Below are 25,834 nucleotides of genomic sequence, written 5' to 3'. Positions count from 1 at the left end.
TGTGGTCGGGCTTCCGTTGGGGGGCTTGGTGTGCATCAGCGGGCGTCCGCGGTGACGAGGAGGCGGAGGTGTGCCGCCAGCCAGGTGGCGGTCGTGGGGGTGGTGGCGAAGGAGGTCACCAAGCCCGCTGTTGTTCTCAGGCCTGCGTTGTGGAGGTGGGTGGCCACCTCTCGGGTGCGGGTGAGCAGGCTGTCGGTCAGGTGGTCGAGGCCTCGGTGAGCGGCTTCGGCCAGCACTGTCAGGGCGCTGTCCACGACGGCGCTCAGCGGGTCTGACGTTGTGGCGGCGGGCGGGAGCGGTTGTGGTGTTGTGTCCGTCGCCAGGTCTGGGACCACTACGCCCGTTGGGTTGTGGACTGCCAGCGGGTCCACGACCAGCGTGCCTCGGTGGCGGCGGACTGTGCCGGTGATGGTGGTGGGGTTGGCCTTCAGTGCTTTGGTCAGGGCGTCCAGGGACTGTGGTGCTATCGCTCGGTGGGTGGCCACGAGGTGGCATGTTGTGCCGGTCGGGCTGTGCAGGGTCGCGGTCAGACGTTGGGCGGCCGGGTCGTAGGAGAGGTCGGAGACCTCGGTCACGCGGACGGCTCGGACCAGCTCTGCTTCCACCCTTGCGCGGACCTGGCGGGGTGGCAGGTCGGCGAGGTGGGCGGCGGCTGCCTCGTAGTCGTCGACGATCAGCGCCTGGGGGAGGTGGTCCCACGCGGTGCCGACCGGGGTGAGCGAGGTTTTGGCCACCCTGCTGGTTTTCAGGGTCACCGCTCGGCTGGCGCTGCGGGTCGCGGACTCCGAGACCACGTTGGACGCCGCCAGGCGGTGGCCGGTGCGCAGGGCTGTGTCTCGTTGGACGAGGACCACGTCGCCTGAGGCGAAGTAGACGTCGACCGTGTTCTCCGTGCGGAGGCGAGCGCCGAGGGCGGTGAGCCGCACTCGTTTGAGCGGGGTTTCCGCCGGTTCGTCCGGGCCCAGGACTTCGGCGCGCGGGCCTGTCGCTGTGGTGCGGGCGTGCAGTTCTGCCAGGAGAGCGGCAAAGTGTTCCGCCTCGTAGTCGGCGCTGCGTTTGCGGTACGCGGTCAGTTGGGCGAGCAGGTCGGTGATCACGGCGGCCGGCCAGTGCAGGCGTTGTGTGGTGAGGTCTCGGTGCAGGCGTTGCCAGGCCACGTCGAGGACTTCGCTCGCGTTGGTGGCGCCGTCCAGCAGCAGTTGGTCGAGCAGGTCGGTCACGGCGGTCAGGTCCGTCGCCGTGGTGGGGGAGCCGCCCACGTCGACCGTGTCGGTGCCCTGCTCGTCGGCCTCGCGGAACGCCCACACCGCGAGCGCCGTCGCCTCGTCCTTGTTGACGGCGTCCGTGTGGACGTAGGAGAGGTCACCGGGCACGAGGAACGTGACCGTGCAGGTGGGGAGTTCTGCTTGTGCCGTCTGGTCTTCCGCGGTCGGGCGGCGGAGCTTGGCGCGGTAGCCCGCCTGGTGTGCCCGGCGGGCGCGGCGCAGGGTCCGTTCGCCCATCAACGCGACCAGGTCGGCGTCCGTGACGGTGCCCGGCGACCACAGTTCGGTGGGAGCGCTTGCCTCCTGGGTGCGCTGGTAGGCGAGGACCACGGCGATGCGGTGGCGGCAGACGCCTGTCGCGCCGCAGCTGCACGCGGCCGCCTCCAGAGCGGTGCCCGGTGGCAGCGTCGTGGTGGTGCCGTCCGGGAACTTGCCCTGGACGGCACCGGACGGGTCCGTGTCCAGTGCCGGGACGACGCCCGCGTCCAGCTCCTTGACGGCGCGCTTGACCAGACCGCGGTTGGCGAGCGCCGCCAGCGCGTCCGGGGTGAGTGCCAGCAGATCGGGTCGGGTCACCTGAGTTTCTCCGCGACGAATTCGGCGAGCTGGCCCGGGGTCATCGCGCCGACGTGGGCGCCGACGTTCGCCAGGCGCTGGCCCAGTGCTCGGTCGTAGTCCGGGTTCGCTTCCTCGTCGAGGGCCGCGAGGCACAGCACGTGGGTGCCCTGCTCGCACAGGCCCTTTACCGTGCGCACGAGGTGCGCCTCGCTGCCACCCTCGTAGAAGTCGCTGATGATCGCCACGATCGACCGGCGCGGGCTGTCCACCAGCCCGGCCCCGTACGCGACGGCCTTCGCGATGTCCGTGCCGCCGCCGAGCTGCACCTTCATCAGCAGCTCCACCGGGTCCGTCACGTCCGAGGTCAGGTCGACCACGTTGGTGTCGAAGGCGACGAGGTGCGTCCGCAGGCCCGGCAGACCCCACAGGCACGCCGCCGTGACAGCGGAGTGGATCACTGAGCTGGTCATCGAGCCGGACTGGTCCACCAGCAGGATCACCTGCCACTGCTCGAGGTGGCGCTTGGTGCGCGAGACGAACTTCGGGTGCTCGATCGCGAGCTTGCGCTCCTCCGGCTGGTAGCGCTGGAGGTTCGCCCTGATCGTCGAGCGGAAGTCGAAGTTGTGCGAGTTCTTGTGGATGCTCGGACGCCGCGACCTTGTGCCGCTGAACGCCGTGCGGACCTCGGTCTTCAGCTTCTCCATCAACTGCTTCACGACCGCTTCGACGATCTTGCGCGCCATCGCGAGCACGGCCGGGTTCATCAGGTGCTTGGTCCGCAGCACCGCGCGCAGCAGCGCCGGGTTCGGCTCGATCCGTTGCAGCACATCGGGATCCGTGACGACGTCGGTGATCTCGTAGCGCTCGACGGCGTCGCGCTCCAGCCGTTCGACGGTCTCCCTGGGGAACAGGGTGTGCACCTCGTCCAGCCAGTCGACCGTCTGCAGCACCGAGTCCTCGCTGCCGCCCTTGCGCACCCCTCGCTCGGCCAGGTCCGGGTCGCGGCCGTAGAGCCACTCCAGCGCCGCGTCCTGCCGGGCCGCGTCGCCCTGCAGGCCACCGGTGCAGCGCGACGCCGGCTCACCGAGGATGAGCCGCCAGCGTTCCAGGTCCGTCATGCCAGCCCGCCTTTCACCAGCAACGCGTCCACGCGCTTCTCGATCGCCATCGCCTCCGCCACGTCGATCGGATCGGAGCGCAGACGGGTGACGCCCCGCGCGCTGCCCTCGACGCCGCGGTGCGCGAGGACGGTGGCCGCGATCGTCTCCCTCTCCCTGGGCGGGAAGTAGCTGAAGGCGAGCCGCAACGCGGGCAGCGCCACCAGGAACTCCTCCTCGTCCATCGCGCTGACCAGCTCGTCGAGCACACCGACCAGGTCCGGGCTCGCGAGCACCTCCTCGCGCGCCACCGCGAACAACCCGGTGAGCCAGTCGCCGAGCGCCTCCACGGCGCGGACCTTGCGCACGTCCGGCTGGGTGCCGAGCGCCCAGGCGAGGCCCAGCGCCGCGCCGCGCAGGTCCGGCGGCGCCTGCGGGTCGTCGCTCACCCTGGTGGCGACCCCCGCGACGTCCACGACGTCCAGCGACAGCGCGGACCTCGCGTGCAGCACCGCGTCCCTGGTCGCCGCCATCGCCTTGAGCCGCTGCGGATCCGCCGGCGCCGGACCGCCGTGCAGGCCCTCGATCAGCCACAGCACGCGGGCCGTGCCGACGTCGATCACCGAGCCCAGCAGCGGATCGCGCCGGGTGCCGAACAACCTGTCGTGCCGCCACAACCCGAGCACACCGCTGAGCACCTGGCCGAGCGCCGCGAGGTCACCGGTCTCCCGGACGCCCTCGTTGAGCGACCGCTGGACCCGCCCGGACAACGCCGAGATCCCGCACAGCACCGCGTCGAACAGGATCCCGGCCAGCTCGTCGAGCTGCGCGTGCCCGGAACGGCGTTCCAGCACCGCGCCGGCCGCCTCCTCGAGCGTGGCGCCGTTCTCGGCCGCCTCGATCAACGCCGCCAGCCGCTCCTCGACCGGCCGCAGCGTCCACTGCTCGTCGAGCTTCGGCTGCGCGCCCTCGGACGGCCCGCTGGTGCGCTCGAAGCCGGGGATCCGCAGCACCCGCAGGCGGTGCAGGATCCTGCTGCGCTCCAGCGCCACCGGGTCCGTGAGGTCGAGCGCGACCTTGCCCTCCTGGTCGAGCCCGTGCGCCCGCAGCAGTTCCTGCACCGCGTGCACCAGCGGCGGCGTGGGTGTGCTCGGGTGCAGCCGGCCGACCTTGCCGCCCCGCAACGCCCCGATCATCTCGATCAACGCCGGGTGCGCGCCGGGCTGCAGCGTGCCCCGCCGCGTCCACGGCGGCGGCTGCGTCAGGTCCTCCGAGATCAACGCGCTGGTCAGCCCGTCGAGCACATCGGTGCGCGCCGGGGTCGCGTGGCCGCGCAGCCGCGCGAGCGCACCGGCCTGGGTCCGCGCCGCGATGAGGTCGGCCGTCGAGACGGGTTGCTGCCGCTTGCGCAGCCGTGTCGCCACCGACTCGACCAGCCAGTCCGCCGCCCGCCGCGACCCGATCTCCCAGACCTGCTGGTAGTAGCCGGGCGACGGCATGCCGGACTGGTAGCCGGTGAACGCGTCGAGCCGTTCGTGCGAGTACGGCACGAGGTAGCTGGCGCCGCGCTCGCGTTCCGGCACCTCCGGCCACTCGGCCGGGCCGTCGAGCCGGGCCTTGAGCGCCGCCGTGTGGAAGCCACCGGTGATCACGACCACGGGCCGGTCACCCGCGTCGCGCACCGCCGCCCGCACCCACCGCGCCATGTACTCCTCGCGCGCCGAGTCGCCCTCGTCCGCGGTCGCCGTGCCGCGCAGCAGGTCGAAGTACTCGGCCATGCCCGCCGGCTCGGTCTCGCACTCGAAGAGGTGGTCCCACAGCACGTCCACGTTGTCGACCGAGAACTCCCGGCACAGCCGGTCGACGACCTCGGTGTAGCGCAGCTCGGCGTCCGCGTACCTGTTGCTGACGTCGCGGAACGCCTCGTGCCACGCCGGCAGGTCGATGAACCTGACCTCGGCCCCGACGCGGCGCGCCTCGGTGATCGCGACCCACTCCGGCGAGTAGTCGCAGAACGGTGACCACGACGCGTGCTGGTCGGAGTAGCTGAACAACGCGATGGGCAGCTCGTGCCCGAGCAGCAGCTCGTCGATGCGCTCGTTGAAGTCGGCGGGACCTTCGATGAGCACGTACGCGGGCTGCTGCTCCTCGATCGTGGCGGCGACCACCCTGGCACAGGCGGGACTGTGGTGGCGGACGCCGACGAAGACGGCCGCCATCAGCCGGGCAGCAGGTGCCGGGCGCGGTGGAGCTCCTGCCACTGTTTGCCCTTGCGCCGCGACGCGTGCTGCTCCAGGTAGCGGCGCAGCCGGGCCAGGTCCTCCGCGTTGTCCTTGGCCGCCGTGCCCGCCAGGCACTCGACGACGTCCGCGGCCGACCCGACCTCACCGCGCAGGAACCAGCCCCGCAGGCCCACCGCGTGCGCCACGGAGACCGCCTCGGCCGTGCTCATCACGGTCGTCAGCCGGTCGCCGCCCTCGCGCAGGTCGCGGAACGTGCGGACGAGCACCTCCAGCACGTCCCGCCGCGGCGCGAGCTCCACGCCGGAACGCTCCAGCAGCTTCGCCGCCTCCTGCTCGACCAGCGCGAGCTCGGTGTCGAAGTCCGCGATCGGGAACACCGTCTCGAAGTTGAACCGCCGCTTGAGCGCCGCGCTCATCTCGTTGACGCCCCGGTCGCGCGTGTTCGCCGTGGCGATCACGTTGAACCCGTCCTGCGCGAACACCATGCCGTCCGGGCCGTTCAGCTCCCCGATCGCCATCACGCGGTCGGACAGCATCGACAGCATGCAGTCCTGGACCTCGAGCGGGCAGCGGGTGATCTCCTCGAACCGCACGATCTTGCCCTCGGCCATGCCGCGCAGCATCGGCGCCGGCACCAGCGACCGCGGCGAAGGACCCTCCGCGACCAGCAGCGCGTAGTTCCACGAGTACTTGATCTGGTCCTCGGTCGTGGCCGCGCCGCCCTGGATCGTCAGCGTCGACTCGCCGCACACCGCCGCCGCGATCAGTTCGGACAGCAGCGACTTCGCCGTGCCCGGCTCGCCGACCAGCATGAGGCCGCGGCTCGTCGCGAGCGTGACCAGCGCCCGGTCCACGAGGGACGGGTCGCCGACGAACTTCTTCGTGATGCCCCGCTTCTCGTCGCCCACCACGAACTTGCGGGCGGCGTCGAGGCTCAGCGCCCAGCCGGGCGGCTTCGGCGCGGAGTCGGCGTCGCGCAGGCGCGCGAGCTCGTCGGCGAACCGCACCTCGGCGGGAGGGCGCTGCATCGTCTGGGTGCTGGTCATGACCGCAGGGACTCCAGTTCGGAGAGGAGCTCGGAGAGGGTGATCGGGGCGAGGTCGTAGGTCTTCGGGGCGTCCGACGGAGCGGACCACGTGCCGTAGCCGTTGGGGGAGAACCACATGTCGCTGAAGCCGACCTCGGGGAAGACGTCCATGGCGCCCACCGCGATGCCGGGTTCGAGCGAGGCGACGAGTGCGCCGCCGTCCGGGAACGGGCGGGTGATCCAGCACTCGACACCCGCGTCCTGCGGGGTGCCGCGCACCCAGCCCTTCTTGGTGAGGCCGAGGATCTTGCCGATCGGGTACGGGGTGCCGCAGAACTCCTTCAACCGGGGCAGCACGTCGCCGGCGGCCTCGATCAGGTGGACCGGGCGGCCCAGCTGCGGGAACGGCTGGAGGATCTCGTAGTCCGCGAAGACCTCGCCCCAGGCCGCCGCCGTCTCGCGGAGGTCGACGGCGTGCGCCACGCGGACCGTCGCGGACTCGGGCAGCGTGAACTCGTCGTCGTTCGCGTCGGCGAGCGTGCGGTCCTCGGCGAGGCGGAACGAGGCACCGTCGTCGGTGATCCACACGAGGCGCCGCACCAGGTGCCACAGCAGCGGGTGCCCGGCGAGCACGGTCTGGAACTCGTCGGCGCTCCACGTGCGCTGGTTGACCATCGCGCGTTCGAGGCGCTGGATCTGGTCGGACGCGATGGTGCGCACGTCCTTCTTCAGCGCGGTGAACCGCTTGTGCTCCAACGGCGCCAGGTCCTGGTCGTCCCTGGCGCCGGGCTTCGGGAGGTCCTTGCGGCGCTTGCCGTCCGCGTCCAGCACGAACGGCTTGAGCTGCTCGTCGAAGCCGACCGTGAACTGCCGCGGGCCGTAGTCGATCACCAGGGTCGCGGCGTCGTCGAGGCCGAGGCGCGGGACCAGCCGGTCCGACAGCTGGTCGCGGGACAGGCCGAGGTCCGCCGCGATCTGCGCGACCTTCTCCTGCGCCTTGGTCTTGAGACCCTTGAACGGCACCTTCTCCGCGATGCTGTTGAGGTGCGACAGCGCGACCTCGGTGCCGATGTCGGCGAGCACGTCGAGGCCCGTCACGGCGCGGGCGTGCTGGCGCTCGCCGGGCCAGTTGCGGATCAACGGCGACAGCGCGCGGACCGTCGAGTCGTCGCCGAACCAGCCCAGCGCGGTCAGCGCCCAGCTCTCCTTCGACGGCGCGCCCGCCTGGTCCCACGCCCGGAACACGGCCCACGCGAACGCCGCCAGCGAGTCGGCGTCCAGCGCCTCGCGCACGATCGGGAGGCCCGCGTAGAGGTCACCGGGCTTGGACAGCGCGGCCGTCATCAGCAGGTGACCGGTGGCCTCGAGCGGCAGCGCGTGCGCGCGGTCGGCCAGCAGCACCTGCGGCAGCAGCCTCGTGTCGGCCCACTCGCCGATCACCGGCAGCTTCGCGGGCAGCACGTCGATCGGCTCGACCACCAGCACGACGTCGATCGCGGCCTCGGCCCCGCACTCCTTCGCGACGGCGGCCACGTCGACGTCGAGGTTGTTGTGCAGGTGGCGCAGCGCGGTCTCGGCGTTGCGGCGCGGGACGCCGGCCTTGCCCGACGCCGCCGGGACGAGGAGCCGCGCGGCCTGCTCGCGGTGCCGCGCCATCCAGTCGAGCGCCCAGCGCCGCGCCGCTTTGGTCCGCGTGAACCAGTCGGCCATCTGTGCGGCGATCTCGGCTGTGGCGAACGGGAGCAGCACGCCTGCGGTGCCCGCGGGCGCGGGCTGGACGTGCCGCAGCAGCGCGGGCGCGGCGTCGACGCCGAAGCGGGCGGCGATGTTCTTGCCCCACTCCTCGACGCCGTAGCTGTAGTTGGGCTTCCAGTCGGCGAGCAGGTGCCGCACCGCGTCGTCGGGCGCGAGCAGGAACAGGTCGTTGTCGTAGTAGCCGATCGTGCCGGACTCGTACTGCTCGAGCAGCTTGCGCCAGTCGTGGTGGTCCTGCAGCCACTCGGCGCCGGCCTTGAGCCACTCCTCGCGCTCGCCGGGCTGCCAGCTCACCGAGGGCGCGGGCACCGGGAGGTCCGTCAGCACCACGGGCTTGACCGGCTTCTTGCGGTGCAGCCACGGCGGTGCGGCGAGCAGCGGCGGCAACTGCTCCGGGCTCGCCTCCGGCATGATCGCCGGACCGGACTCGGCCAGCAGCGCGGCGACGTCGTCGGGCACGGTGAGGTCGGGGTTCGACATCAGGTGCGCCTGCAACAGCCTGAGCGCCTCGGCGTTCGTGGTCGCCCGCGCGGCCAGCAGCCGCGCCGCCCTGGCCGGGAACGCGGCCATCGCGGACAGCACGGCGGGCCGCACGTACTTCGCGTCGAGCCGGTCGAGCAGGATCGTGAACGCCTCGTCGGTCGGCAGCGCCGCGAGCACCTTCAACGCCCGCTTGCGCCCGTCCGCGCTCTGGTAGTACATGTCGCCGTCGAGTTCTTCGGCGAGCTTCGGCGCAGCGGCCGGACCCAGCACGTAGACGGCGGTGTAGAGCAGGAAGGCGTAGTCCGACAACGACATCTCGGTCTTGGTGAAGTCGTCGACGCTGCGTGCGCTGCTGGGCAGCACCCACCACCGGCAGGGCGTGTACTGCTGCTTGCGGAGCCAGGCGAACCAGTCGGCCCGCTCCGGGACCAGGTACGACCGGAGTCCCTTCTCCGTCTTGGAGGTCGCCCGCTCCTCCAGCGCCGACTCGGCCGCCTGGCGGTCCTCGGCGCTTGCCGTCGCGATGGCGTAGCGGACGGCCGTGAGCATCTGGCCCTCGGGGTCGCTGGGGGAGGTCTGGAAGCCGTCGCGGTCGTACTGGAGGCAGACGCCGGTCCACTTGCTGCGCTTCGGGCGCCATTGCTCGGAGTAGGTCACGCCGGTGAACTCGATGATCGCCTTGACGGCGAAGACGAGGCCGTGGTCGATGATCCAGGCGTGCACGGCCGCAGCGCCCGGCTTGGTGATGGCGGCCAGGGCTGCGGCGCCCAGCGGGTTCGGGGTGCCGGCCAGTTGTTCCTTGGCGGCTTGGACGAGGTCCTGCTGGGAGTGCTTGGCGGCGAAGGCCTGTTCGACGATCTCGGCCTGGTCGGTGAGGAGGGCGCGGGCCTGGTCGGCCTTCGCCGGGTCGAGGGTGAACTCCGGGGCGGGGTGGAAGCCGCGCTGGCGGATTACGTCGCGCAGCCAGGCCTTGGGCATGACCCAGGAGTCTTCGTCGATGGGGGTGGGGGTTGGGCTTTGGGTGGGGGTGTCGGGGGAGTGCGCGGTGGTGGGGCGCGGGGAGGCGGTCATGGGCAGCTGGGAGGCAGCGGCGGTCGGCTGTCCGGAGGCGGTGGAGGGTGCGGTGGAGGGTGCGGTGGCCGGCTGGTGCGTGGCGGCCGCCTGGTGGGTGGAGGCGGCCGCGGGCTGGGCCGCTGCGGCTAACGGGGTTGCGTCGTCCGGTCTGTAGCCCTTCTTCTCCTTCTGGGCCACCAGTTTCGCGACGTGCGCCTCGGCTGCCTCGGCGGAGGCCAGCTCCTTGGTCTGGGTCTGGCCCGCGGTGCCGAGCCGTCCGAACCGGACGGTCACCGACGTGCCGGCCTGTTCGATCTCCCAGAACTTCGCGGAGCCGTCCGCGACGAGTTCCCACCTGCGCACTGCGTTACCTCCTGGGGCCACACGAAAGGAGTTGATGCGACGGACGTTACCCAGGGGGTCTGACAATTCAGACCCCCTGGGGTGGTGCTCAGGACTGCAGTGACTCCAGTTCGGACAGCACTTCCGAGGCCGTGACGGCGTCGACGGTGAGGGTGCTCGCCGCGTTGCGCTGGGAGGACCAGTAGCCGTGCCCGTTGGCCGAGTACCAGAGCTCGGTGAACTTGACCTCGGGGAAGACGTCGATGGCGCCCACCGCGATGCCGGGGTCGAGTGAGCCGACCAGCGCTCCGCCGGAGGGGAGCGGGCGGGTGATCCAGCACTCCACGCCACCGTCCTGGGGTTCGCCGCGCAGCCAGCCCTTCTTGGTGAGGCTGAGGATCTTGCCGATCGGGAGGTCGACGTCGCAGTACTTCTTCAGCTGCGGCAGCAGGTCCTCGCCCGGCGGTACGAGGTGCAGCGGGCGGCCCAGCTGCGGGAAGGGCTGGAGGATCTCGTAGTCGGCGAAGACCTCGCCCCAGGCCTCCATCTCGGTCTGGAGGTCTACGGGGTGGGCCACGCGGACGGTGGCGTCGGCGGGGAGCGTGAACTCGTCGTCGGACGCGTCGGCCAGCGTGCGGTCCTCGGCCAGGCGGAAGGAGGCGCCGTCGGCGGTGATCCACACCAGGCGGCGGACGATGTGCCACAGCAGGGGGTGGCCGGCCAGGACCGCGTGGAACTCCTCGGCGGTCCAGGTGCGCTGGTCGACCATGGCGCGTTCGAGGCGGTGGATCTGGTCGGACGCCACGGCGCGGACGTCCTTCTTCAAGGCCGCGAACCGCTTGTGCTCCACCGGGGCCTGGTCCTGGTCGTCCTTGGCGCCGGGCTTCGGGAGGTCCTTGCGGCGCTTGCCGTCCTGGTCGAGGACGTAGGGCTTGAGCTGCTCGTCGAAGCCGACGGTGAACTGCCGCGGGCCGTAGTCGATCACGAGGCTGGCCGCGTCGTCGAGGCCGAGGCGCGGCACGAGGCGGTCGGCGAGCTGGTCGCGGGACAGGCCGAGCTCCTCGGCGATCTGGGCGACCTTCTCCTGGGCCTTGGTCTTGAGGCCCTTGAACTTCACCTTCTCCGCGATGCTGTTCAGGTGGGCGAGGGCGACCTCGGTGCCGATGTCGGCGAGCACGTCGAGACCCGTGACCGCCCTGGTGTGCTGGCTCTCGCCGGGCCAGACCCGGATGAGCGGCGACAGCGCGCGGACCGTCGAGTCGTCGCCGAACCAGCCGAGCGCCGTGAGCGCCCAGCCCTCCTTCGACGGAGCGCCCATCTCCTGCCAGCGCTGGAAGACCGCCCACGCGAACTCCGCGAGCGAGGCGCGGTCGAGCGCGTCGCGGGCGATGGCCAGGCCGGCGTAGACGTCGCCCGGCTTGGACAGCGCGGCCGTCATCAGCAGGTGCCGCGCGGTCTCGGCCGGCAGGGCGTGCCCGCGGTCGGCGAGCAGGACCTGCGGCAGCAGCCGGGTGTCGGCCCACTCGCCGATCACCGGCAGCTTCGCGGGCAGCACGTCGACCGGGTCGACGGCCAGGAACGCCGCGAGGGCGGCGGCCGCGGTCTCGTTCGGCGCGAGCGCCACGACGTCCACGCCGAGGCCGTGCAGGTGCCGCAGCGCGGTCTCGGCGTTGCGGCGTTCGGCACCGGGCTTGGCCAGCGCGGAGGGGATGAGCAGTCGCGCGGCCTGGTCGCGGTGCCGGGCGAGCCAGCTCATCGCCGTCTTGCGGACCTGCTTGAGCCGCACCAGCCAGTCGGCCATCATCGCGGCCACCTCGGGCGTGGCGTACGGCAGCAGGATCACGGCGGTGGAGGAGTTCCGCTCGGCGATGCGCAGCAGCGGCGGCAGCGCGTCGAAGCCGAACTTGGAGGCCAGCCGCCTGCCCGCGGTCTCCGCGCTCCAGCCCAGGTTCGGCTGCCAGTCGGCGAGCAGGTGCCGCACCTCCTCCTCGGGCGCGCCGATGAGGAGGTCGGCCATGCGGTAGCCGATCCGGCCCGCCTTGAACTCCGCGAGCCAGTGCTGCCAGGTCTTGTACGGGTGGGTGTCCCAGTGGCCGTCCTTCAGCCACTCCTCCCGCTCGCCCGGCAGCCACGTGATCGTCGGTGTGGGCAGCGGGAGGTCCGGCACGACGACCGGCTTCACCGCGGGCTTCCGGTTCAGCCACGGCGGCGAGGCCAGCACGGGCGGCAACGCCTCCGCGGGCGCGTCCGGCACCACGACCTTCTCGACCTCGACGAACCCCTCCGGCGTCTCCAGGTGCGGGTACGTCTTCAGGTGCACGCTGAGCAGCTGCTGGAACTCGTTCGTGCCCGCGGACCGTTCACCGAGCAGCCGCGCGGCCCGCGCCGGGAACGCTGCCATCGCGGACAGCACCACCGGCCGCACGTACTTGGTGTCGATCCGGTCGAGCAGCAACCGGAACGCCTCGTCGGTGGGCAGCAGCGAGAGGGCCTTCAGCACCTGCTTGCGGGTGTCCGCGCGCTGGTACTGGTGGTCGAGGGCGTTCGCGAGCAACGGCGCCGCGGCCGGACCCAGGACGTAGAGGGTCGTGTGCAGGACGATCGGGTGGTTGCCGACCGAGTGGGTCGCCTTCTCGAACTCCTCGACCGTGGTGGCGCAGCAGGACAGGACCCACCAGCGGGTGCCGGTCTGCGGCGTCTGGTACGCCTCCTCGAACCAGTCGGGCCGGCCCGGCATGATGAACGCCCGGACCAGCTTCGCATTGGGTTCGTCCAGGGAGCCCAGCCTGTCGAGCACGGCCTCCGCGGCGTCGCGCTCCGCATCGGACGCTCCCGCGAGCGCGTAGCGGACGGCGGTGAGCATCTTGTGCTCGACGCCGTTGACGCTGATGTTGGTGTAGCCGCCGCGTGATGCCAGGCGTTCGTTGCCGTAGGTGCGCTGCTGGGAGATCCACTCCTTGGCGCAGGCCAGCCTGGTGAACTCCACGGTGGCTTCGGTGGCGAAGACCAGGCCGTGGTCGGCCATCCAGGCGTGCACGGACTGTTCGCCGATGGCGAGGATCGCGGCGATGGCGGCGGCGCCGGTGGGGTTCGGGTGGCCTGCGAGGTGGTCGCGGGCCGCTTGGACCAGGTCCGGTTCGGAGGCCGGTTCGGACAGGACGCGGTCGAGCGTGGTGGCCTGCTGCTTGCCCAGCCGGCGGCGGGCTTCCTCGGCCAGTTCCGGGTCGAGGGTGAACTCGGGGGCCGGGTGGAGGCCGCGGTGGCGCATCGCGTCGCGGAGCCATGCCTTGGGCATGGTCCAGGTGTCCTCGTCGACGAGGGTGGGGGTGGTGGCTTGGGGTTCGGGGGTGCGGGAGGGGGAGGTGCCTTGGGGTTCGGGGGCGGGCTGAGTGGTGATGGGGGTGCCGGAGGCGGAAGTGGGGGAGGTGTTGGGCAGCGGGGCAGGGGATGGGGTGGAGGCGGCAGGGGCCGTGAGCGAAGGGGTGTCGGGCAGGTGGGAGGAGGACGGAGCGCTCGGGTCGGCGGCGTTGGCCAGTGGGGTGGGTGCGTTGGCGGCGGGAGTGGAGGCGCGGGGGTGGGGTGTGTCGGCGGCGAGGGCGCCGGGCGCGGTTGGACTGTCCGGAGTGGTGGGGCGGTAGCCCTTCTTCTCCTTCTCCGCCACCAGTTTGGCCACGTGGGCCGCTGCCGCCTCGGCGGACGGCAGTTCCTTCGTCTGGGTCTGGCCGTTCGTGTCGAGGCGTCCGAAGCGGACGGTGACCTCGGCGCCCTGCCGGCCGATCTCCCAGAACTTCGCCGCGCTGCCCGAGACGAGCTCCCACCTGCGCACTGACTGCTCCCTGCTGTCGAACCCGAGTTTGGTGTGCCGAGCCGGTCTGACGTTGGACGTCGATCACGCGTTCCCGGGTCTGCGTCGAAACGCAAAACCCCCTGAACACGACCTGGAACCGATGTCCACGGACCGTACTCAGGGGGTCTGACAGTTTTCGACGATCAAGAAGAGGTGCAGGTCAGAGCTTCCACCACAGGGCGGTGTCCGGCGGGAGGAGGAGCTGGCCGTCGCGCACTCCGTAGTACGACGAAGCGAGCAGGACCGAGCCCGGGTCGGGCAGCTCCACGACCGCCTCGGACAGGTTCACCGCGCAGGCGACGCCGTCCCGTTCGAACCACAGCACGCCGGCCGGGCCATCTACCCATGTGAGTCCGGCGCCGCGGGCCGGGTTCTCCCGCCGCACGCGCAAAGCCGTGCGGTAGAAGGACAACATCGAGTCCTGGTCGTCGCTCTGCGCCTCGACGCTGAGCTTCGCCCAGTCCGCGGGCTGGGGCAGCCACGAGCCGCCGGTGCCGAAGCCGAGCGACGGTCCCGAAGACGCCCAGGGCAGCGGGACGCGGCAGCCGTCCCGGCCGCGTTCGGTGCCACCGGACCGCACGAACATCGGGTCCTGCAGCACCTCGTCCGGCAGGTCCAGCACCTCGGGCAGGCCCAGTTCCTCGCCCTGGTACAGGTACACGGAGCCAGGAAGCGCGAGCATCAACGCCAGTGCTGCGCGCGCACGGCGCACACCGGTCTCACCGCCGCCGTAGCGCGTCACGTGCCGTTGCACGTCATGGTTCGACAGCACCCACGTAGTAGGTGCGCCAACGGGTTCCACGGCGGCCAGTGACGACTCGATGACCGAGCGCACCGCCTCGTAGTTCCACTCGGCGGACAGGTAGTGGAAGTTGAACGCCTGGTGCATCTCGTCCGGGCGCAGGTACAGCGCGGTCCGCTCGGCCGACGGCGTCCACGCCTCCGCCACGAGCACGCGCTCGCCGGGGTACGAGTCGACGACCTCGCGCCACTCGCGGTGGATCTCGTGCACGCCGTCCTGGTCGAAGAACGGCAGCGGTTCGGTGCCCAGCAGCTTGAGCTGGTCGGCGTGCCCGATGTCCGGCAGGCCCGGTGCCTTGATCATGCCGTGCGCCACGTCCACGCGGAACCCGTCCACGCCCAGGTCGAGCCAGAACCGCAGCACGTCGCGGAACTCCGCGCGCACCTCCGGCTGCTCCCAGTCGAGGTCCGGCTGCTCCGGCGCGAACAGGTGCAGGTACCAGGACCCGTCGGCCACCCGCGTCCACGCGGGACCGCCGAAGACGGACTCCCAGTCGTTCGGCGGCTGGTCGCCGACGCCCTCGCGGAACAGGTAGCGCTCACGGCCGCGGCCGGCCAGCGCCTCCTGGAACCACGCGTGCTGGTCGGACGTGTGGTTCGGCACGATGTCGACGATCACCCTGATGCCGAGCGTGTGCGCGTCGTCCACCAACGCGCGCACGTCGTCGAGTCCGCCGAACTGCGGGTCGACCGCGCGGTAGTCCGCCACGTCGTAGCCGCCGTCCGCCATCGGCGACGCGTAGAACGGCGTGATCCAGACCGCGTCCACCCCGAGGTCGCGCAGGTAGGGCAGGCGCGAGCGGATGCCCGGCAGGTCGCCGACGCCGTCGCCGTCCGAGTCGGCGAAGCTGCGCACGTAGACCTGGTAGATGACGGCGTGGCGCCACCAGTCGTAAGACATCGTCCCTGCCTTCCGATGAGGTGTGTCAGCGGTACAGGAAAGACGCTGCAAAAGTTTTCCGCAAGTCGCCTTAAGGATTCCTTACGACAGAGACTCTTTGCTGCAAACTTTTGCAAGGGTGATTAATGCGTTGCGAGGCCGCCAGGTCATCCGTCAGAGTGGTTCTCATCGAACCGGAAGAGAGGAACCAGCCGTGATGCAACACATGCGCCATCAGCACGTCTGGTGCTCCTCGGCATGAGCTGACCTCATGTCTCCGGGGAGCCGTCCCGTCGCACTCAGCGACGAGGCGGCTTTTTTGATGCCCGTTGGTCCAATTGGCACGGACACCGCGCTCTGAACGCGGAGATCGAGGTTCGAGTCCTCGACGGGCAGCCGTGACCGAAGCCGAAGCAGTCGAGGCGCCAGGTTGTGGTCCTGGTCGAAGCCGGTGCGAGTCCGGTCGGTCACTCCAGCGCGCGGGATCCGGCGATCACCCAGGCCTCATGAGCCTGGGGTGCCTGGTTCGACACCAGGACGCGCGACCAGGAGGGCGAGGAAGGCGTCGTGCAGGACACCATTGGTGGCCAGCACGACGTCCTCCTCCACCACCGTCACGCGCCCGCCCGCCTCCTCGACCAGCACGGGCAGGCAGGCCAGGTCGAACACGTCCAGGCCCGCTCCCGCCGCGATCACCGCGTCCACCTCGCCGGTGACCAGGTCGAGAACGGACGTCGAGCCGTCCACGACGACGCACTGCTCCAGCACCGGCTTTCTCCTGCCGTGCAGGCACACCCGCGCTCCGACGACGCCGTCCCTTGTGGACACCCGAGCGATCTCTTCCCGTGCGCCGCGGAACACCCGGCACCCCATGCCACGCCCCGCGGCCATCGTGATCCCCAGCGACGGCATCGCGGACACCGCCAGCGCGCCCTCCAGCGCCAGGTCCACCGAATAGGCAGGCCTCCCCGCCACGAAGTCGGCCGTGCCGCTGATCGGGTCGACCAGCCACCGCCGCCCGGACGTCCCGAGGCGCTCGGGACGTTCCTCGCCCAGCACACCGTCGCCGGGCACCGCTTCGGCGAGCAACCGGCGCACCAGGTCCTCCACCTGGAGATCGGTCGGGGTGACCTCGCTGCCGTCCTCCTTGAGCCGCACGTCGTGGTCACCCACCTCGAACGCCTTCGAAGCCACCCGTGCCGCCTCGCCGGCGATCCGCAACGCCAGCCGCATGTCGGTCCACATGGCCGCGAAGCCTGGCGGGAGCGGCCGTCCGGGCGGAACCGATGTAGCGTTGTGCTACATGATCGAGTTCGAACTGGGCGAGTCCGATCTGGCGGACGTGCGGTTCGCCGTCTCCCCGCTCGGCGAACTGACGCTCAGCCTGCGGGTGCTCAAGGACCCGGCCAAGTACCCGCTGCACGTGCCGTGGCTGCGCCGGGTCCGCGACGTCGACACCGAGGTCCTGCTGGCGCTGTCGACCGAGCGGGGCTGGACGCCGGACTTCCTGAGCCCCCGCCCGCGGACGCCGTTCACCCGGATCGAGGACGAGTTCGCGGCGGTGCGCGAACTGCCCGCGCACGCCCTGCGGCGCGACTACCGAGCGGTGTTCGGCGACGTGCCGGACGCGCTGCGCGACCGCGGGCGGGTGCTTGCCGCGCTGGAGACCTACTGGCACGTGGCCCTGGCGCCGTCGTGGGACCGGATGCGCGCGGTCCTCGAAGCCGACATCGCCCACCGGGGCCGCGAGACGGCCCGGCGCGGGCTCGCGGCGATGTTCGCGGGGATCTCCGGCCGGATCACGTACGAGCCTCCCGTCGTCCAGGTGCGGATCGCGGGGGCGCCGGCCCGGCGGATCGCCGGAGGACAGGGGCTCGTGCTGGTGCCTAGCGTGTTCGCGCGGCGCACGGCCGTGCCGGTGGATGCCGACGCACCGCCGGTGCTGATCTATGCGGCGCGTGGGGCGGGCACAGTGTGGGAGACCGGTCTTGGCAAGGGGGCGGATGCCCTCGCCGGTGTGCTCGGCCGGGTGCGGGCGGACCTGCTGACCGGGCTCGCCGAGCCGGGGTCGTCCACCGACCTCGCCCTCCGCGCGGGCGTGACGACCTCGGCGGTCAACCAGCACCTGCGGGCGTTGCGCGACGCCGGACTGCTGGCCTCACAACGGCACGGGCGCAGCGTCGTCTACGCCCGCACCGAACTCGGCGACGCCCTCGTGTCCCACTCCGTGGAACGGGGAAGTGGTGCCCTGCCACCGTCGTTGCCCTGAACATGACCTTCGCCGAGGACTGGCAGACCTGGAAGACCGACCGGGAGACGACGCTGGCCGACCCGTACGGGTGGTTGGCGCTGGTGTCGCTCGACTGGCTGGAGACGAGCCCACGAACCTATGACGGCCTACCGGGCGAGTGGTGGCAAGACGACGACACCGCGTATTGGCGCCACAACGGCGAAACGCAGCGGTTCACGCTCGTGCAGAGCGGTACGGGCCAGCGCGTCACGGCCGGGGACGTCGAGATCGAGGTCGCACGCCGGGGTGGCTACCTGATCCGCGTGCACGACCCCAAAGCCCAGGTGCTGCACGACTTCAAGGGCGTTCCCTCGTACGAACCGCACGAGGAGTGGGTGCTGGAAGGCACCTACGAACCGTTCGACGAGCCAGTGCCCACGACCGTCGGTGCTGTCGTGGAGGGCCTCAGCCACGTGTACGAGGCACCGGGCCGTGTGCGGTTCACGCACAACGGCGCCGAACACACACTTACGGCGTTCAACGGCCGCAACGGTGGGCTGAGCATCTTGTTCACCGACGAGACCAGCGGTGTCACCACCTACGCGGCCAACCGGCAGATCGCCGCCACCCCGCGCGACGGCAGGGTCGTGCTCGACTTCAACCGCGCGACGAACCTGCCGTGCGCGTTCACCGACTTCGCCACCTGTCCGCTGCCGCCCGCGGGCAACCACCTGCCGTTCGGCGTCGAGGCGGGCGAGAAGACGCCGTACGAGCGCGGTTAGAAGAACTCGTCGAGCAGCCGGTACCAGGCCAGCACCTCGGGGCGGGGGGTGAGGCCGTAGGCGCGGTCGAACGCGCCTGCGGCCTCTTCGCCCAGTTCCCGGTGCACCAGCGCGAGGTCGCGGTGCCGGTCGGACACGCCGAGCCGGGCCACGTCGATCAGCACGGTCGACCCGTCGGGGCGCAGCAGCACGTTCGGCGGGCAGAAGTCGCCGTGCGCCACCACCAGGTCCTCGGTCGTCGGCGCGGTGGCGACGAGCTTGAGCAACAACTCCCGCGGCGTCGCACCGAGGTGGTCGTCGTCGAAGTCGTCCGCGTCCACCAGACCCGCCTCGACGTTGAGCCGGGCCTGCTCCAGCACGACGGGGATCGTGGCGGCGTAGGGGCAGGACTCCACCGGCAGCGCGTGCAACGACCGCAGCACGGAGCCCATGACCTCGGCGGCGTGCACCGGGTCGGCCGAGGCGAGCGACGGTGCGCCGACGTCGGCCAGCACGAGCCAGCCGTCCGCGAACGCCCGGACCTCCGGCACCTCGAAGTGCTTGCCCAGCCACAGCAACCGGTCGTGCTCGTCGACGCCCGCGCGCTTCACGTAGCTCGACCCGACGTGCCAGACGTCGCCGGACAGGCCCTCGTGGTCGGCGGACCACTCCGCGGACCCGACCGCGCGCAGGATCTCCTCGGGGACGTTCATTCGCAGCCGATGCCGTCCTTGTCGTGGTCCAGGCCGTAGATGTCCGTGCCGATGACGGTGACCGGGCCCGCCACGTACGCGGGGCCGTTCCCGCTGCCGCCGGCGCAGTCCACGTCGGTCGCGATCGGCACGCAGCCACTGTAGTTCGGGTCGCACGAGGGCTTCGGGGCCGGCTTGGGCTGCGGCACCGGCTGGGGCTGGGGGTTCGGCTGCGGCTGCGGCTGCGGCTGGGGTTGCGGCTTCGGCTGGGGCTGCGGGGCGGCGGCAGGGGTGGTCGTGGTCGTCGTCGTAGTGGTGGTCGTGGTTGTCGTGGTGGTGGTGGTGGTCGTCGGCGCCACGGTCGTGGTGGTCGTCGTGGTGGTGGGTGCGGCCGTGGTGGTGGAGGAGATCAGTGCCGCGGCCTTGTTCGGGTCGCTCGGCCCGTCGACCGCGGCGCCGACGATGCCGACCACGAAGAAGAACCCGAGCAGGCCCGCCACACCGATCGCCACCGGCGCCGCCACCGACCTGCGCGCCGCCGCCACCGGCACGACCGCGCCGGTGGGGATCTCGCGCGGCATCCGCAGCGAGATCTGCAGGACGCCGTTCGTGCCGCGCTGGACGAACGCGGTGCAGCCGGTCGCCCCTCCGCCGGACTCCACGTGCATCAGCACCGGCGCATACCGTTGCGACATCAGGAAGGTCAGCTCGCCCACGCGGTGCCCGTCGAGCCGCACCTCGATGCCGCGGTGACCCCGGTACTTGCCCGACGCGATCGCGCACCACGTCAGGTTCACGGCGACATGCCGCGTCACGCCGTGCGGCACCGCGTACCGCGACAACACGTCCTGGTGGTGCTGCTCGCCGGTGACGGTCACCGTCACCTCGCCGGGAACCATCACCAGACCGGCGGCCGAGTTCTCGATCACTGTCGCAACTCCCTCGGAGGTGGGCTTGTACGCCTCACCATCGAGAAGCCGATCCCGGTGTTACCGACAGTGCCGCGACGTTGTGCTGAACGGGTGAAAACCCGGTCGGACCCGTCACGAACGGACGATGATCACCGATGTAGGTCCTTTGTACGGTGGCGTCATGCTGCAGCCGGACCGCGAGACCAGGGTCGAGTGGACGAGGGCCGTGACGGACTTCGTCGAGACGTTCACCGGGGGACTGGAGACCGCGCCCGCGTCGTCCCCCGGCACCGCCCTCCTGCCCCCGCCGCCGCGGGAGGAGCCGGGGGAGCTCGCCGACCTCCTCGCCCGGTTCGGTCACGCGGCGAGCCAGGCGGTGGAGACCGCGGGCCCGCGCTACCTCGCCTACTTCCCGGCTGGAGGCCTCTACAGCTCGGTGCTCGCCGAGTTCCTCGCCCAGGCCACCAACCGCTACACCGGCGTCGCGTCCACCGCCCCCGCGCTGGTCGCGCTCGAACACAGCGTGATCCGCTGGATGTGCGCCGAGTTCGACCTCCCGGACGGCTCCGGCGGCATCTTCACGACCGGTGCGTCACTGGCCACTCTCTCGGCGGTGCACACGGCCCGTCAGGACCGCCTCGGCGCACACGACCCCAAGGGCACCATCTACGTCACCGAGCACACACACCACTGTGTGGCCAAAGCAGCGCGCATCACCGGGTTCCCGGCCGAACGCATCCGTGTCGTCCCCACGGACACCTCACTGCGCATGGACGTCGACCAAGCCGCTGCCCTGATCGCCGAGGACCGCACCGATGGCCTGCGCCCGTTCCTGATCATCGGCACGGCGGGCGCGACCAGCACCGGCATCGTCGACCCGCTCGACGCCGTCGCGAGCCTCGCCGAGCGCGAAGGCCTGTGGTTCCACGTCGACGCCGCGTACGGGGGCGCGTTCCAGCTGACCGAACGCGGCCGCGCGACGCTGCACGGCGTCGACCGGGCCGACTCGATCGCCTGGGACCCGCACAAGAGCCTCTTCCTCCCGTACGGCACGGGCGTGCTGCTGGTGCGCGAGGAGACGAAGCTGAAAGCGGCTCACGTCGCCGACGGCGACTACCTCCAGGACCTCGACCACGGCACCGGCCTGCCCGACTACGCCGACCTCGGCCCCGAGCTCACCCGCGAGTTCCGCGGCCTGCGCGTCTGGCTCCCGCTGCACCTGCACGGCGTCGCGGCGTTCCGGGAGGCCCTCGACGAGAAGCTCGACCTCGCCGGCCACCTCCGCGCCGAGCTGGCCGGGATCGACGGCGTCGAGGTGCTGCCGTCCGGACTCACCGTCGTTATCTTCCGGAGCGCCGACAGCGAGCGGCTCCTCAAGACCGTCAACGGCTCCGGCCGGTTCTTCCTGTCCAGCACGCGGCTCGGCGGCGAGTTCACCCTGCGGATCTGCGTGCTCAGCCACCGCACGCACCGCGAGCACGTGACCGAGGTCGTCGAGCTGGTCAGGCGCTCGACCGCACGACCAGCGAGGTAGGCAGCAGCAGCGACGGCGGCAGCCCGTCCTCGCCCGCCAGCTCCGCGAGCAGCCGCCACGTCATCGTCCGCCCGAGCTCCTCGATGTCCTGGCGGACCGTCGTGAGCGGGGGCGTGGCGGTGGCGGCGAACACCGAGTCGTCGAACCCGACCACGGCGACGTCCTCGGGCACGCGCTTGCCCTGGGCGTGCAGCACCTGCAGTGCGCCCAGGGCCATGATGTCCGCCGCCACGAACACCGCGTCCAGGTCGGGTGCCTTGCGCAGCAACGCTTCCATGGCCCGTGCGCCGCTCTCGGGCGTGAAGTCGCCGTGCGCCACCAGGTCCGAGGAGAGCTTGGCCTCGCTCAGGCCGCGCTTGAACCCGCTCAGGCGGTCGGCGCCGACGGCCATGTCCTTCGGGCCCGCGACGGTGGCGATGCGCTTGCGGCCGAGCGACGCCAGGTGGCGTGCGGCCTCCAGGGCACCGGTGAAGTTGTCGGCGTCCACGAACGGGACGGTGGTGCCGAGCGGACGGCCGCCGGAGACGACCGGCAGGCCGATCTCGGCGAGCATCGGCACCAGCGGGTCCTCGCCGTGCAGGCTGACGAGCAACGCGCCGTCGACGTGGCCGCTGCTCAGGTACGCGACCAGGTCGCCGGGGTCGGACGGCTGGCTCATCATCAGCAGCAGCTGCATGTGGCGGCCGGTCAGTTCCGAGTGGATGCCCCGCAGCACGCCCGCGAAGAACGGGTCGGACAGCACGCGGCCGGTCGGCTCCGACACGACCAGGGCGATGGCGTTGGCCCGGTTGCCGGCGAGGGCGCGCGCGGCCTGGTTGGGGGAGTAGCCGAGCTCCGCGATGGCGGCGTGCACGGCCTCCCGGGCCTTCGCGCTGACGTACTGCTCGTCGTTGATGACGCGCGAGACGGTCGACTTGGACACCCCGGCGACCCGCGCGACCTCTTCGATCCGGGGGCCGGGACGTCGTTTCGCCGTCTCGGTCATGCGGTCATCTTAGGCTGCCTGGCCCGACCATGATCTGCTCAGGTCCATCTTCGTTCCCCCTCTTCACGGCGGCGTGCGCCCAGTTTCCAAGATCGTCCGCACAAATTCCGCACAGCCACCCCGAGTTCTGGCACCATGCCCCCCGAGGAGGGCTAGTGCGGTATCGGCTTCTTGGGCCGCTGCAGATTTGGCGTGGGGGCGTGGAACTGCGGCTGGGCGGGCCCCGGCAAAGGACGTTGCTGGCAGCGTTGGCACTCCATGCCAACGAGACGGTCAGCTTTGAACATCTGAGCGAAGCGGTGTGGGAATCCCCACCCGCGGCTCCCGAATCGAACATCAGGACCTACGTCGCCGCCCTGCGCAAGCTCGTGCAGGACGACCTCGTCACCGTTCCGGGTGGATACCGGCTCAGGGTGGCGGACGACGAGGTGGACGTCGCCGTCTTCAGCCGCCTGTGCGCGGCCGGGGACGAGGCGTTGAAACAGGGCGACCACCGCGAGGCGGCCGCACGGTACGAGGAAGCCCTCGCGCTGTGGCGCGGTCCCGCGCTGGACGGCCTCACGGTCGGACCACGGCTCGAAGCGGAGCTCACGCTGCTGCAGGAACGGCGGCTCACCGTCGCCGAGCAGCACGCGCGGCTGTCGATCGAGCTCGGCCAGGGCGAACGGCTGATCGCCGAGCTGCGGCGGCTCACCAAGCAGTTCCCGTTGCGCGAACAGCTGTGGCTGCAGCTCATGCACGCGTTGCAGCGGGCCAACCGGCCCGCCGAGGCGCTGCAGGCGTTCGAGGACGTGCGGGTGCTGCTCGCCGACGAGCTCGGCACCGATCCGGGCAGCGAACTGCGCGAGCTGCACGCCCGGCTGTTGCGCGGCGACCAGCCGCGCCCGGCGCTGAACACGCTGCCGCGCGACGTCGCGGACTTCACCGGCCGCACCATCGAGATCGACCGGCTGACCAGGGCGGTCACCGGCAAGGCAGCCGTGGTGATCTCCGCGATCGACGGCATGCCGGGCGTCGGCAAGACGACGCTCGCCGTGCACCTGGCGCACCGTCTGGAGTATCCGGACGGTCAGCTGTTCATCGACCTGCACGCGCACACTGCGGGCCGTGCGCCCGTGGAACCCACGGACGCGCTAGATGTGCTCTTGCGCGCGTTGGGCATCGAGGAGATCCCGGTCAGCCTCGACGAACGGGCCGCCATGTGGCGTGGCGAGCTCTCGCGGCGCAAGTTGCTCGTGGTGCTCGACAACGCCGTGAGCGCCGACCAGGTCCGCCCGCTGCTGCCGGGCGTGCCCGGTTCGCTGGTGCTGGTCACGTCCCGCGCGCGGCTGGTCGAGCTGGAGGGCACGTCGACGCTCACGCTGGACGTGTTGTCCGAGGCGGAGGCGTTGCAGCTCTTCGCCACGATCGTGGGCGACGAGCGCGGCACGGACGAAGCCGCGCGCGAGGTCGTCGAACTGTGCGGGCGGCTCCCGCTGGCCGTGCGCCTGGCCGCCGGACGGCTCCGCAGCCGTCCCACCTGGACCACCGCCCATCTCGCGACGCGGTTGCGCGAGGGACGATTATCCGAACTGGACGCGGTGTTCGCGCTGTCGTTCAGCCAGCTGCCCACCGGGCACCAGCGGCTCTTCGGCCTGCTGGGCCTGCACCACGGCACCGATTTCGACGTCGACCAGGCCGCCGCGCTGGGCGAGCTCGACCCGCTCGAGTGCGACGGCATGCTCGAGGACCTCGTCGACGTGCACCTGCTGGAGTCGGCGACGCTCGGCCGGTACCGGATGCACGACCTGCTGCGGCAGTACGCGCAGTCCAAGGTGGACGGCAGCCGCGAGCCGCTGACCAGGCTGCTCGACCACTTCCTCGACACGGCGAACCAGGCGACGCGGCTGATGTCGCCCGCCGCGCGCAAGTACGAGGTGGACATCTCCTACCGGCCGGAGTCCCGGCTGGTGCTGCGCGACTACGACCACGCGGTCGAATGGCTGGAGACCGAACGCCAGACGCTCGTGGCCGCCGTGGCGCTGTCACTCGACGGTGACTGGCGCACGCACACGTGGCAGCTCGCGCGCGCGTTGACGTTCTTCTGCATGGTGCGCGGCCACACGCGTGACTGGGCCACGATCAACGAGCTGGCACTGGAGGCCGCGAAGGACGAGCCTGCCGCACTCGCCATCACCACCAAGAACTACGCGATGGTGTTCTGGCAGACGGCGCAGTACCCCAAGGCGATCCACTACAACGAGCAGGCCATCGAGATGCTCCGCGAGCTGGGCGACCTGCAGGGCGTGGCGGGCACGCTGAACAACCTCTCGCTGGTCTACCGGACCCTCGGCCGCCACGCCGAGGCCGCCGACCTCCTCGAACAGGCCATCACGGTGGCGCGGCAGCTCGGCGACCGGCACCTCGAGTCGCAGGCGATGAGCAACGTCAGCAACATCTACAGCGCGCTCGGCCGCTACGACGAGGCACTGCAGGCGTGCACGTCCGCGCTCGCGTTGATGCGCGAGATGGGCAGCCGCCGCGACGAGGCGGACACCCAGAGCGCGCTCGGCATGATCCTGCACGCGATGGGCCGGCACGCCGAGGCGTTGGAAGCACTGGAATCGGCCCTCGCCGCCGTGCGCGCTATCGGTGACGTGACGACGGAAACCGTGGTACTCAACTACCTCGGGGAGGTGCTCACGGCGGCCGGACGGCCCACTGAGGCCGTGACGCGGTTGCGTGAGGCGCTCGAACTGGCCGAACGGATCGACGACCGGCGTGAGGCCGCCAACGCGCACAAGCACCTCGCCCAGGCCGTCGCGGATCCCGCCGAGGCGGCCCGGCACCAGCGGGAAGCGGACGAGCGGTTCGCCGCCCTAGGCACCGGCTGACCGGGGACCCGGCCTCCCGCCGGGCAGCACCGCGCCGCGCGGCAGCCCGTCCCGCAGCAACGGCAACAGCCTCGGGTGCTTGCTCATGAGCACCGCGGCTGTGCCGTTGCGCTGCTGGACCCGGCGGCAGAAGTGCGGGGACAGCGCCACGCCGAGGTAGGCCTCCGCACGGGGTCCGTAGACCACGGCGCCGCCCAGACCGCACCACGCCGCGGCGACCGCGCCGCCACCGGTCCAGAGGAACCCCTCGACGTACACGCCGCCGTCGTGCCGGCCCGCCTCGCTGAAGGCGTCGCTGAACGTCACCTGCGGCTGCAGGCGGGTCAGGTCGTCGGCGGACCACCACGTGCCGAGGTCGAGCACCAGGCCCTCCACGCTCGCGTGCGCCCACTCCGAGTCGTCCACGAGCGTGCGGAACGGCGCCTCCAGGCCCGTCAACGCCGCCGTGAGCTCGTCCACCCGCCCATGGTGCGGTCAGCGGGCCGATCCTGCTGTCC

Annotated in this window: 16 protein-coding genes and 2 tRNA genes; 6 read left to right on the top strand and 12 right to left on the bottom strand. The window is 71.4% G+C overall.

Features of this window, described 5'->3' with window-relative positions; genetic code table 11:
• Positions 1-35: 35 nt before the first annotated feature.
• The 7 genes from ABZX02_RS18890 to ABZX02_RS18860 form a co-directional block, all read right to left on the bottom strand.
• On the bottom strand, positions 36-1,841 hold the full coding sequence (locus ABZX02_RS18890; protein WP_355299761.1) for a hypothetical protein: 1,806 nt from the start codon (positions 1,839-1,841) through the stop codon (positions 36-38).
• Positions 1,838-2,941 (bottom strand): VWA domain-containing protein, encoded by a 1,104-nt coding sequence (locus ABZX02_RS18885; RefSeq protein ID WP_355299760.1) that lies wholly within the window; start codon positions 2,939-2,941, stop codon positions 1,838-1,840. Before ABZX02_RS18885 ends, ABZX02_RS18890 begins: the two co-directional genes overlap by 4 nt.
• On the bottom strand, positions 2,938-5,181 hold the full coding sequence (locus tag ABZX02_RS18880) for a DUF5682 family protein (RefSeq protein WP_355299758.1): 2,244 nt from the start codon (positions 5,179-5,181) through the stop codon (positions 2,938-2,940). The genes ABZX02_RS18885 and ABZX02_RS18880 overlap by 4 nt, the downstream gene beginning before the upstream one ends.
• Positions 5,139-6,209, bottom strand: coding sequence for an AAA family ATPase (locus tag ABZX02_RS18875; protein ID WP_355299757.1), 1,071 nt, complete (start codon positions 6,207-6,209; stop codon positions 5,139-5,141). The genes ABZX02_RS18880 and ABZX02_RS18875 overlap by 43 nt, the downstream gene beginning before the upstream one ends.
• Positions 6,206-9,844 carry a DUF4132 domain-containing protein gene (locus tag ABZX02_RS18870; RefSeq protein WP_355299755.1) on the bottom strand — a complete coding sequence of 1,213 codons (3,639 nt, stop codon included), beginning with the start codon at positions 9,842-9,844 and terminating at the stop codon, positions 6,206-6,208. The genes ABZX02_RS18875 and ABZX02_RS18870 overlap by 4 nt, the downstream gene beginning before the upstream one ends.
• A gap of 88 nt (positions 9,845-9,932) precedes the next feature.
• A complete protein-coding gene (locus ABZX02_RS18865; protein WP_355299754.1) occupies positions 9,933-13,649 on the bottom strand; it encodes a DUF4132 domain-containing protein in 3,717 nt (1,238 codons plus the stop codon).
• Positions 13,650-13,830: 181 nt separating this feature from the next.
• A complete protein-coding gene (locus tag ABZX02_RS18860) occupies positions 13,831-15,372 on the bottom strand; it encodes a glycoside hydrolase family 13 protein (RefSeq protein WP_355299752.1) in 1,542 nt (513 codons plus the stop codon).
• Between the two features lie 302 nt (positions 15,373-15,674).
• On the opposite strand from ABZX02_RS18860, the gene ABZX02_RS18855 reads away from it, so the two are divergent.
• Positions 15,675-15,747 (top strand) — tRNA-Gln (locus ABZX02_RS18855).
• 80 nt (positions 15,748-15,827) lie between these two features.
• Positions 15,828-15,899 (top strand) — tRNA-Ile (locus ABZX02_RS18850).
• On the opposite strand, the gene ABZX02_RS18845 is transcribed toward ABZX02_RS18850, so the two are convergent.
• Positions 15,856-16,584 carry an inositol monophosphatase family protein gene (locus tag ABZX02_RS18845; RefSeq protein ID WP_355299857.1) on the bottom strand — a complete coding sequence of 243 codons (729 nt, stop codon included), beginning with the start codon at positions 16,582-16,584 and terminating at the stop codon, positions 15,856-15,858. The genes ABZX02_RS18850 and ABZX02_RS18845 overlap by 44 nt on opposite strands.
• A 70-nt stretch (positions 16,585-16,654) precedes the next feature.
• On the opposite strand from ABZX02_RS18845, the gene ABZX02_RS18840 reads away from it, so the two are divergent.
• Together ABZX02_RS18840 and ABZX02_RS18835 are read left to right on the top strand one after the other, a co-directional pair.
• A complete protein-coding gene (locus ABZX02_RS18840; RefSeq protein ID WP_355299751.1) occupies positions 16,655-17,620 on the top strand; it encodes a DUF5937 family protein in 966 nt (321 codons plus the stop codon).
• A gap of 2 nt (positions 17,621-17,622) precedes the next feature.
• The gene (locus tag ABZX02_RS18835) at positions 17,623-18,363 is read left to right on the top strand and encodes a DUF1684 domain-containing protein (RefSeq protein WP_355299749.1); all 741 of its coding nucleotides are present in this window, start codon (positions 17,623-17,625) and stop codon (positions 18,361-18,363) included.
• Here the strand turns inward: ABZX02_RS18835 and ABZX02_RS18830 are convergent.
• Positions 18,360-19,055: an aminoglycoside 3'-phosphotransferase gene (locus ABZX02_RS18830; protein WP_355299747.1), complete on the bottom strand. Its 696-nt coding sequence runs from the start codon at positions 19,053-19,055 to the stop codon at positions 18,360-18,362. The two genes, ABZX02_RS18835 and ABZX02_RS18830, sit on opposite strands and share 4 nt — an antisense overlap.
• The gene (locus ABZX02_RS18825; protein WP_355299745.1) at positions 19,052-19,963 is read right to left on the bottom strand and encodes a hypothetical protein; all 912 of its coding nucleotides are present in this window, start codon (positions 19,961-19,963) and stop codon (positions 19,052-19,054) included. Before ABZX02_RS18825 ends, ABZX02_RS18830 begins: the two co-directional genes overlap by 4 nt.
• 163 nt (positions 19,964-20,126) lie before the next feature.
• Between ABZX02_RS18825 and ABZX02_RS18820 the strand changes: the two genes are divergently transcribed.
• Positions 20,127-21,479 carry an aminotransferase class V-fold PLP-dependent enzyme gene (locus ABZX02_RS18820; RefSeq protein WP_355299743.1) on the top strand — a complete coding sequence of 451 codons (1,353 nt, stop codon included), beginning with the start codon at positions 20,127-20,129 and terminating at the stop codon, positions 21,477-21,479.
• Here the strand turns inward: ABZX02_RS18820 and ABZX02_RS18815 are convergent.
• Entirely contained in the window at positions 21,448-22,464 is a 1,017-nt protein-coding gene (locus ABZX02_RS18815) for a LacI family DNA-binding transcriptional regulator (protein WP_355299741.1), read from the bottom strand. The two genes, ABZX02_RS18820 and ABZX02_RS18815, sit on opposite strands and share 32 nt — an antisense overlap.
• Before the next feature lie 29 nt (positions 22,465-22,493).
• Here ABZX02_RS18815 and ABZX02_RS18810 point away from each other — a divergent pair, with 29 nt between their 5' ends.
• The gene (locus tag ABZX02_RS18810; RefSeq protein WP_355299740.1) at positions 22,494-25,337 is read left to right on the top strand and encodes a BTAD domain-containing putative transcriptional regulator; all 2,844 of its coding nucleotides are present in this window, start codon (positions 22,494-22,496) and stop codon (positions 25,335-25,337) included.
• On the opposite strand, the gene ABZX02_RS18805 is transcribed toward ABZX02_RS18810, so the two are convergent.
• A complete protein-coding gene (locus tag ABZX02_RS18805; protein ID WP_355299738.1) occupies positions 25,323-25,796 on the bottom strand; it encodes a hypothetical protein in 474 nt (157 codons plus the stop codon). The two genes, ABZX02_RS18810 and ABZX02_RS18805, sit on opposite strands and share 15 nt — an antisense overlap.
• Positions 25,797-25,834 lie beyond the last annotated feature (38 nt).

This window comes from Lentzea sp. NPDC003310, from assembly GCF_040610935.1.
Taxonomy (GTDB): Bacteria; Actinomycetota; Actinomycetes; order Mycobacteriales; family Pseudonocardiaceae; genus Lentzea.
The sequence above is the reverse complement of the archived record's forward strand: the minus strand, read 5'-3'. Positions and strand labels throughout refer to the sequence as shown.

Coding starts and splice junctions, on each gene's coding strand:
- ABZX02_RS18810 (WP_355299740.1), top strand. CDS start 22,494: ATGATCTGCTCAGGTCCATCTTCGTTCCCCCTCTTCACGGCGGCGTGC.
- ABZX02_RS18820 (WP_355299743.1), top strand. CDS start 20,127: ATGCTGCAGCCGGACCGCGAGACCAGGGTCGAGTGGACGAGGGCCGTG.
- ABZX02_RS18875 (WP_355299757.1), bottom strand. CDS start 6,209: ATGACCAGCACCCAGACGATGCAGCGCCCTCCCGCCGAGGTGCGGTTC.
- ABZX02_RS18840 (WP_355299751.1), top strand. CDS start 16,655: ATGATCGAGTTCGAACTGGGCGAGTCCGATCTGGCGGACGTGCGGTTC.
- ABZX02_RS18845 (WP_355299857.1), bottom strand. CDS start 16,584: ATGCGGCTGGCGTTGCGGATCGCCGGCGAGGCGGCACGGGTGGCTTCG.
- ABZX02_RS18860 (WP_355299752.1), bottom strand. CDS start 15,372: ATGTCTTACGACTGGTGGCGCCACGCCGTCATCTACCAGGTCTACGTG.
- ABZX02_RS18815 (WP_355299741.1), bottom strand. CDS start 22,464: ATGACCGAGACGGCGAAACGACGTCCCGGCCCCCGGATCGAAGAGGTC.
- ABZX02_RS18830 (WP_355299747.1), bottom strand. CDS start 19,055: ATGAACGTCCCCGAGGAGATCCTGCGCGCGGTCGGGTCCGCGGAGTGG.
- ABZX02_RS18885 (WP_355299760.1), bottom strand. CDS start 2,941: ATGACGGACCTGGAACGCTGGCGGCTCATCCTCGGTGAGCCGGCGTCG.
- ABZX02_RS18835 (WP_355299749.1), top strand. CDS start 17,623: ATGACCTTCGCCGAGGACTGGCAGACCTGGAAGACCGACCGGGAGACG.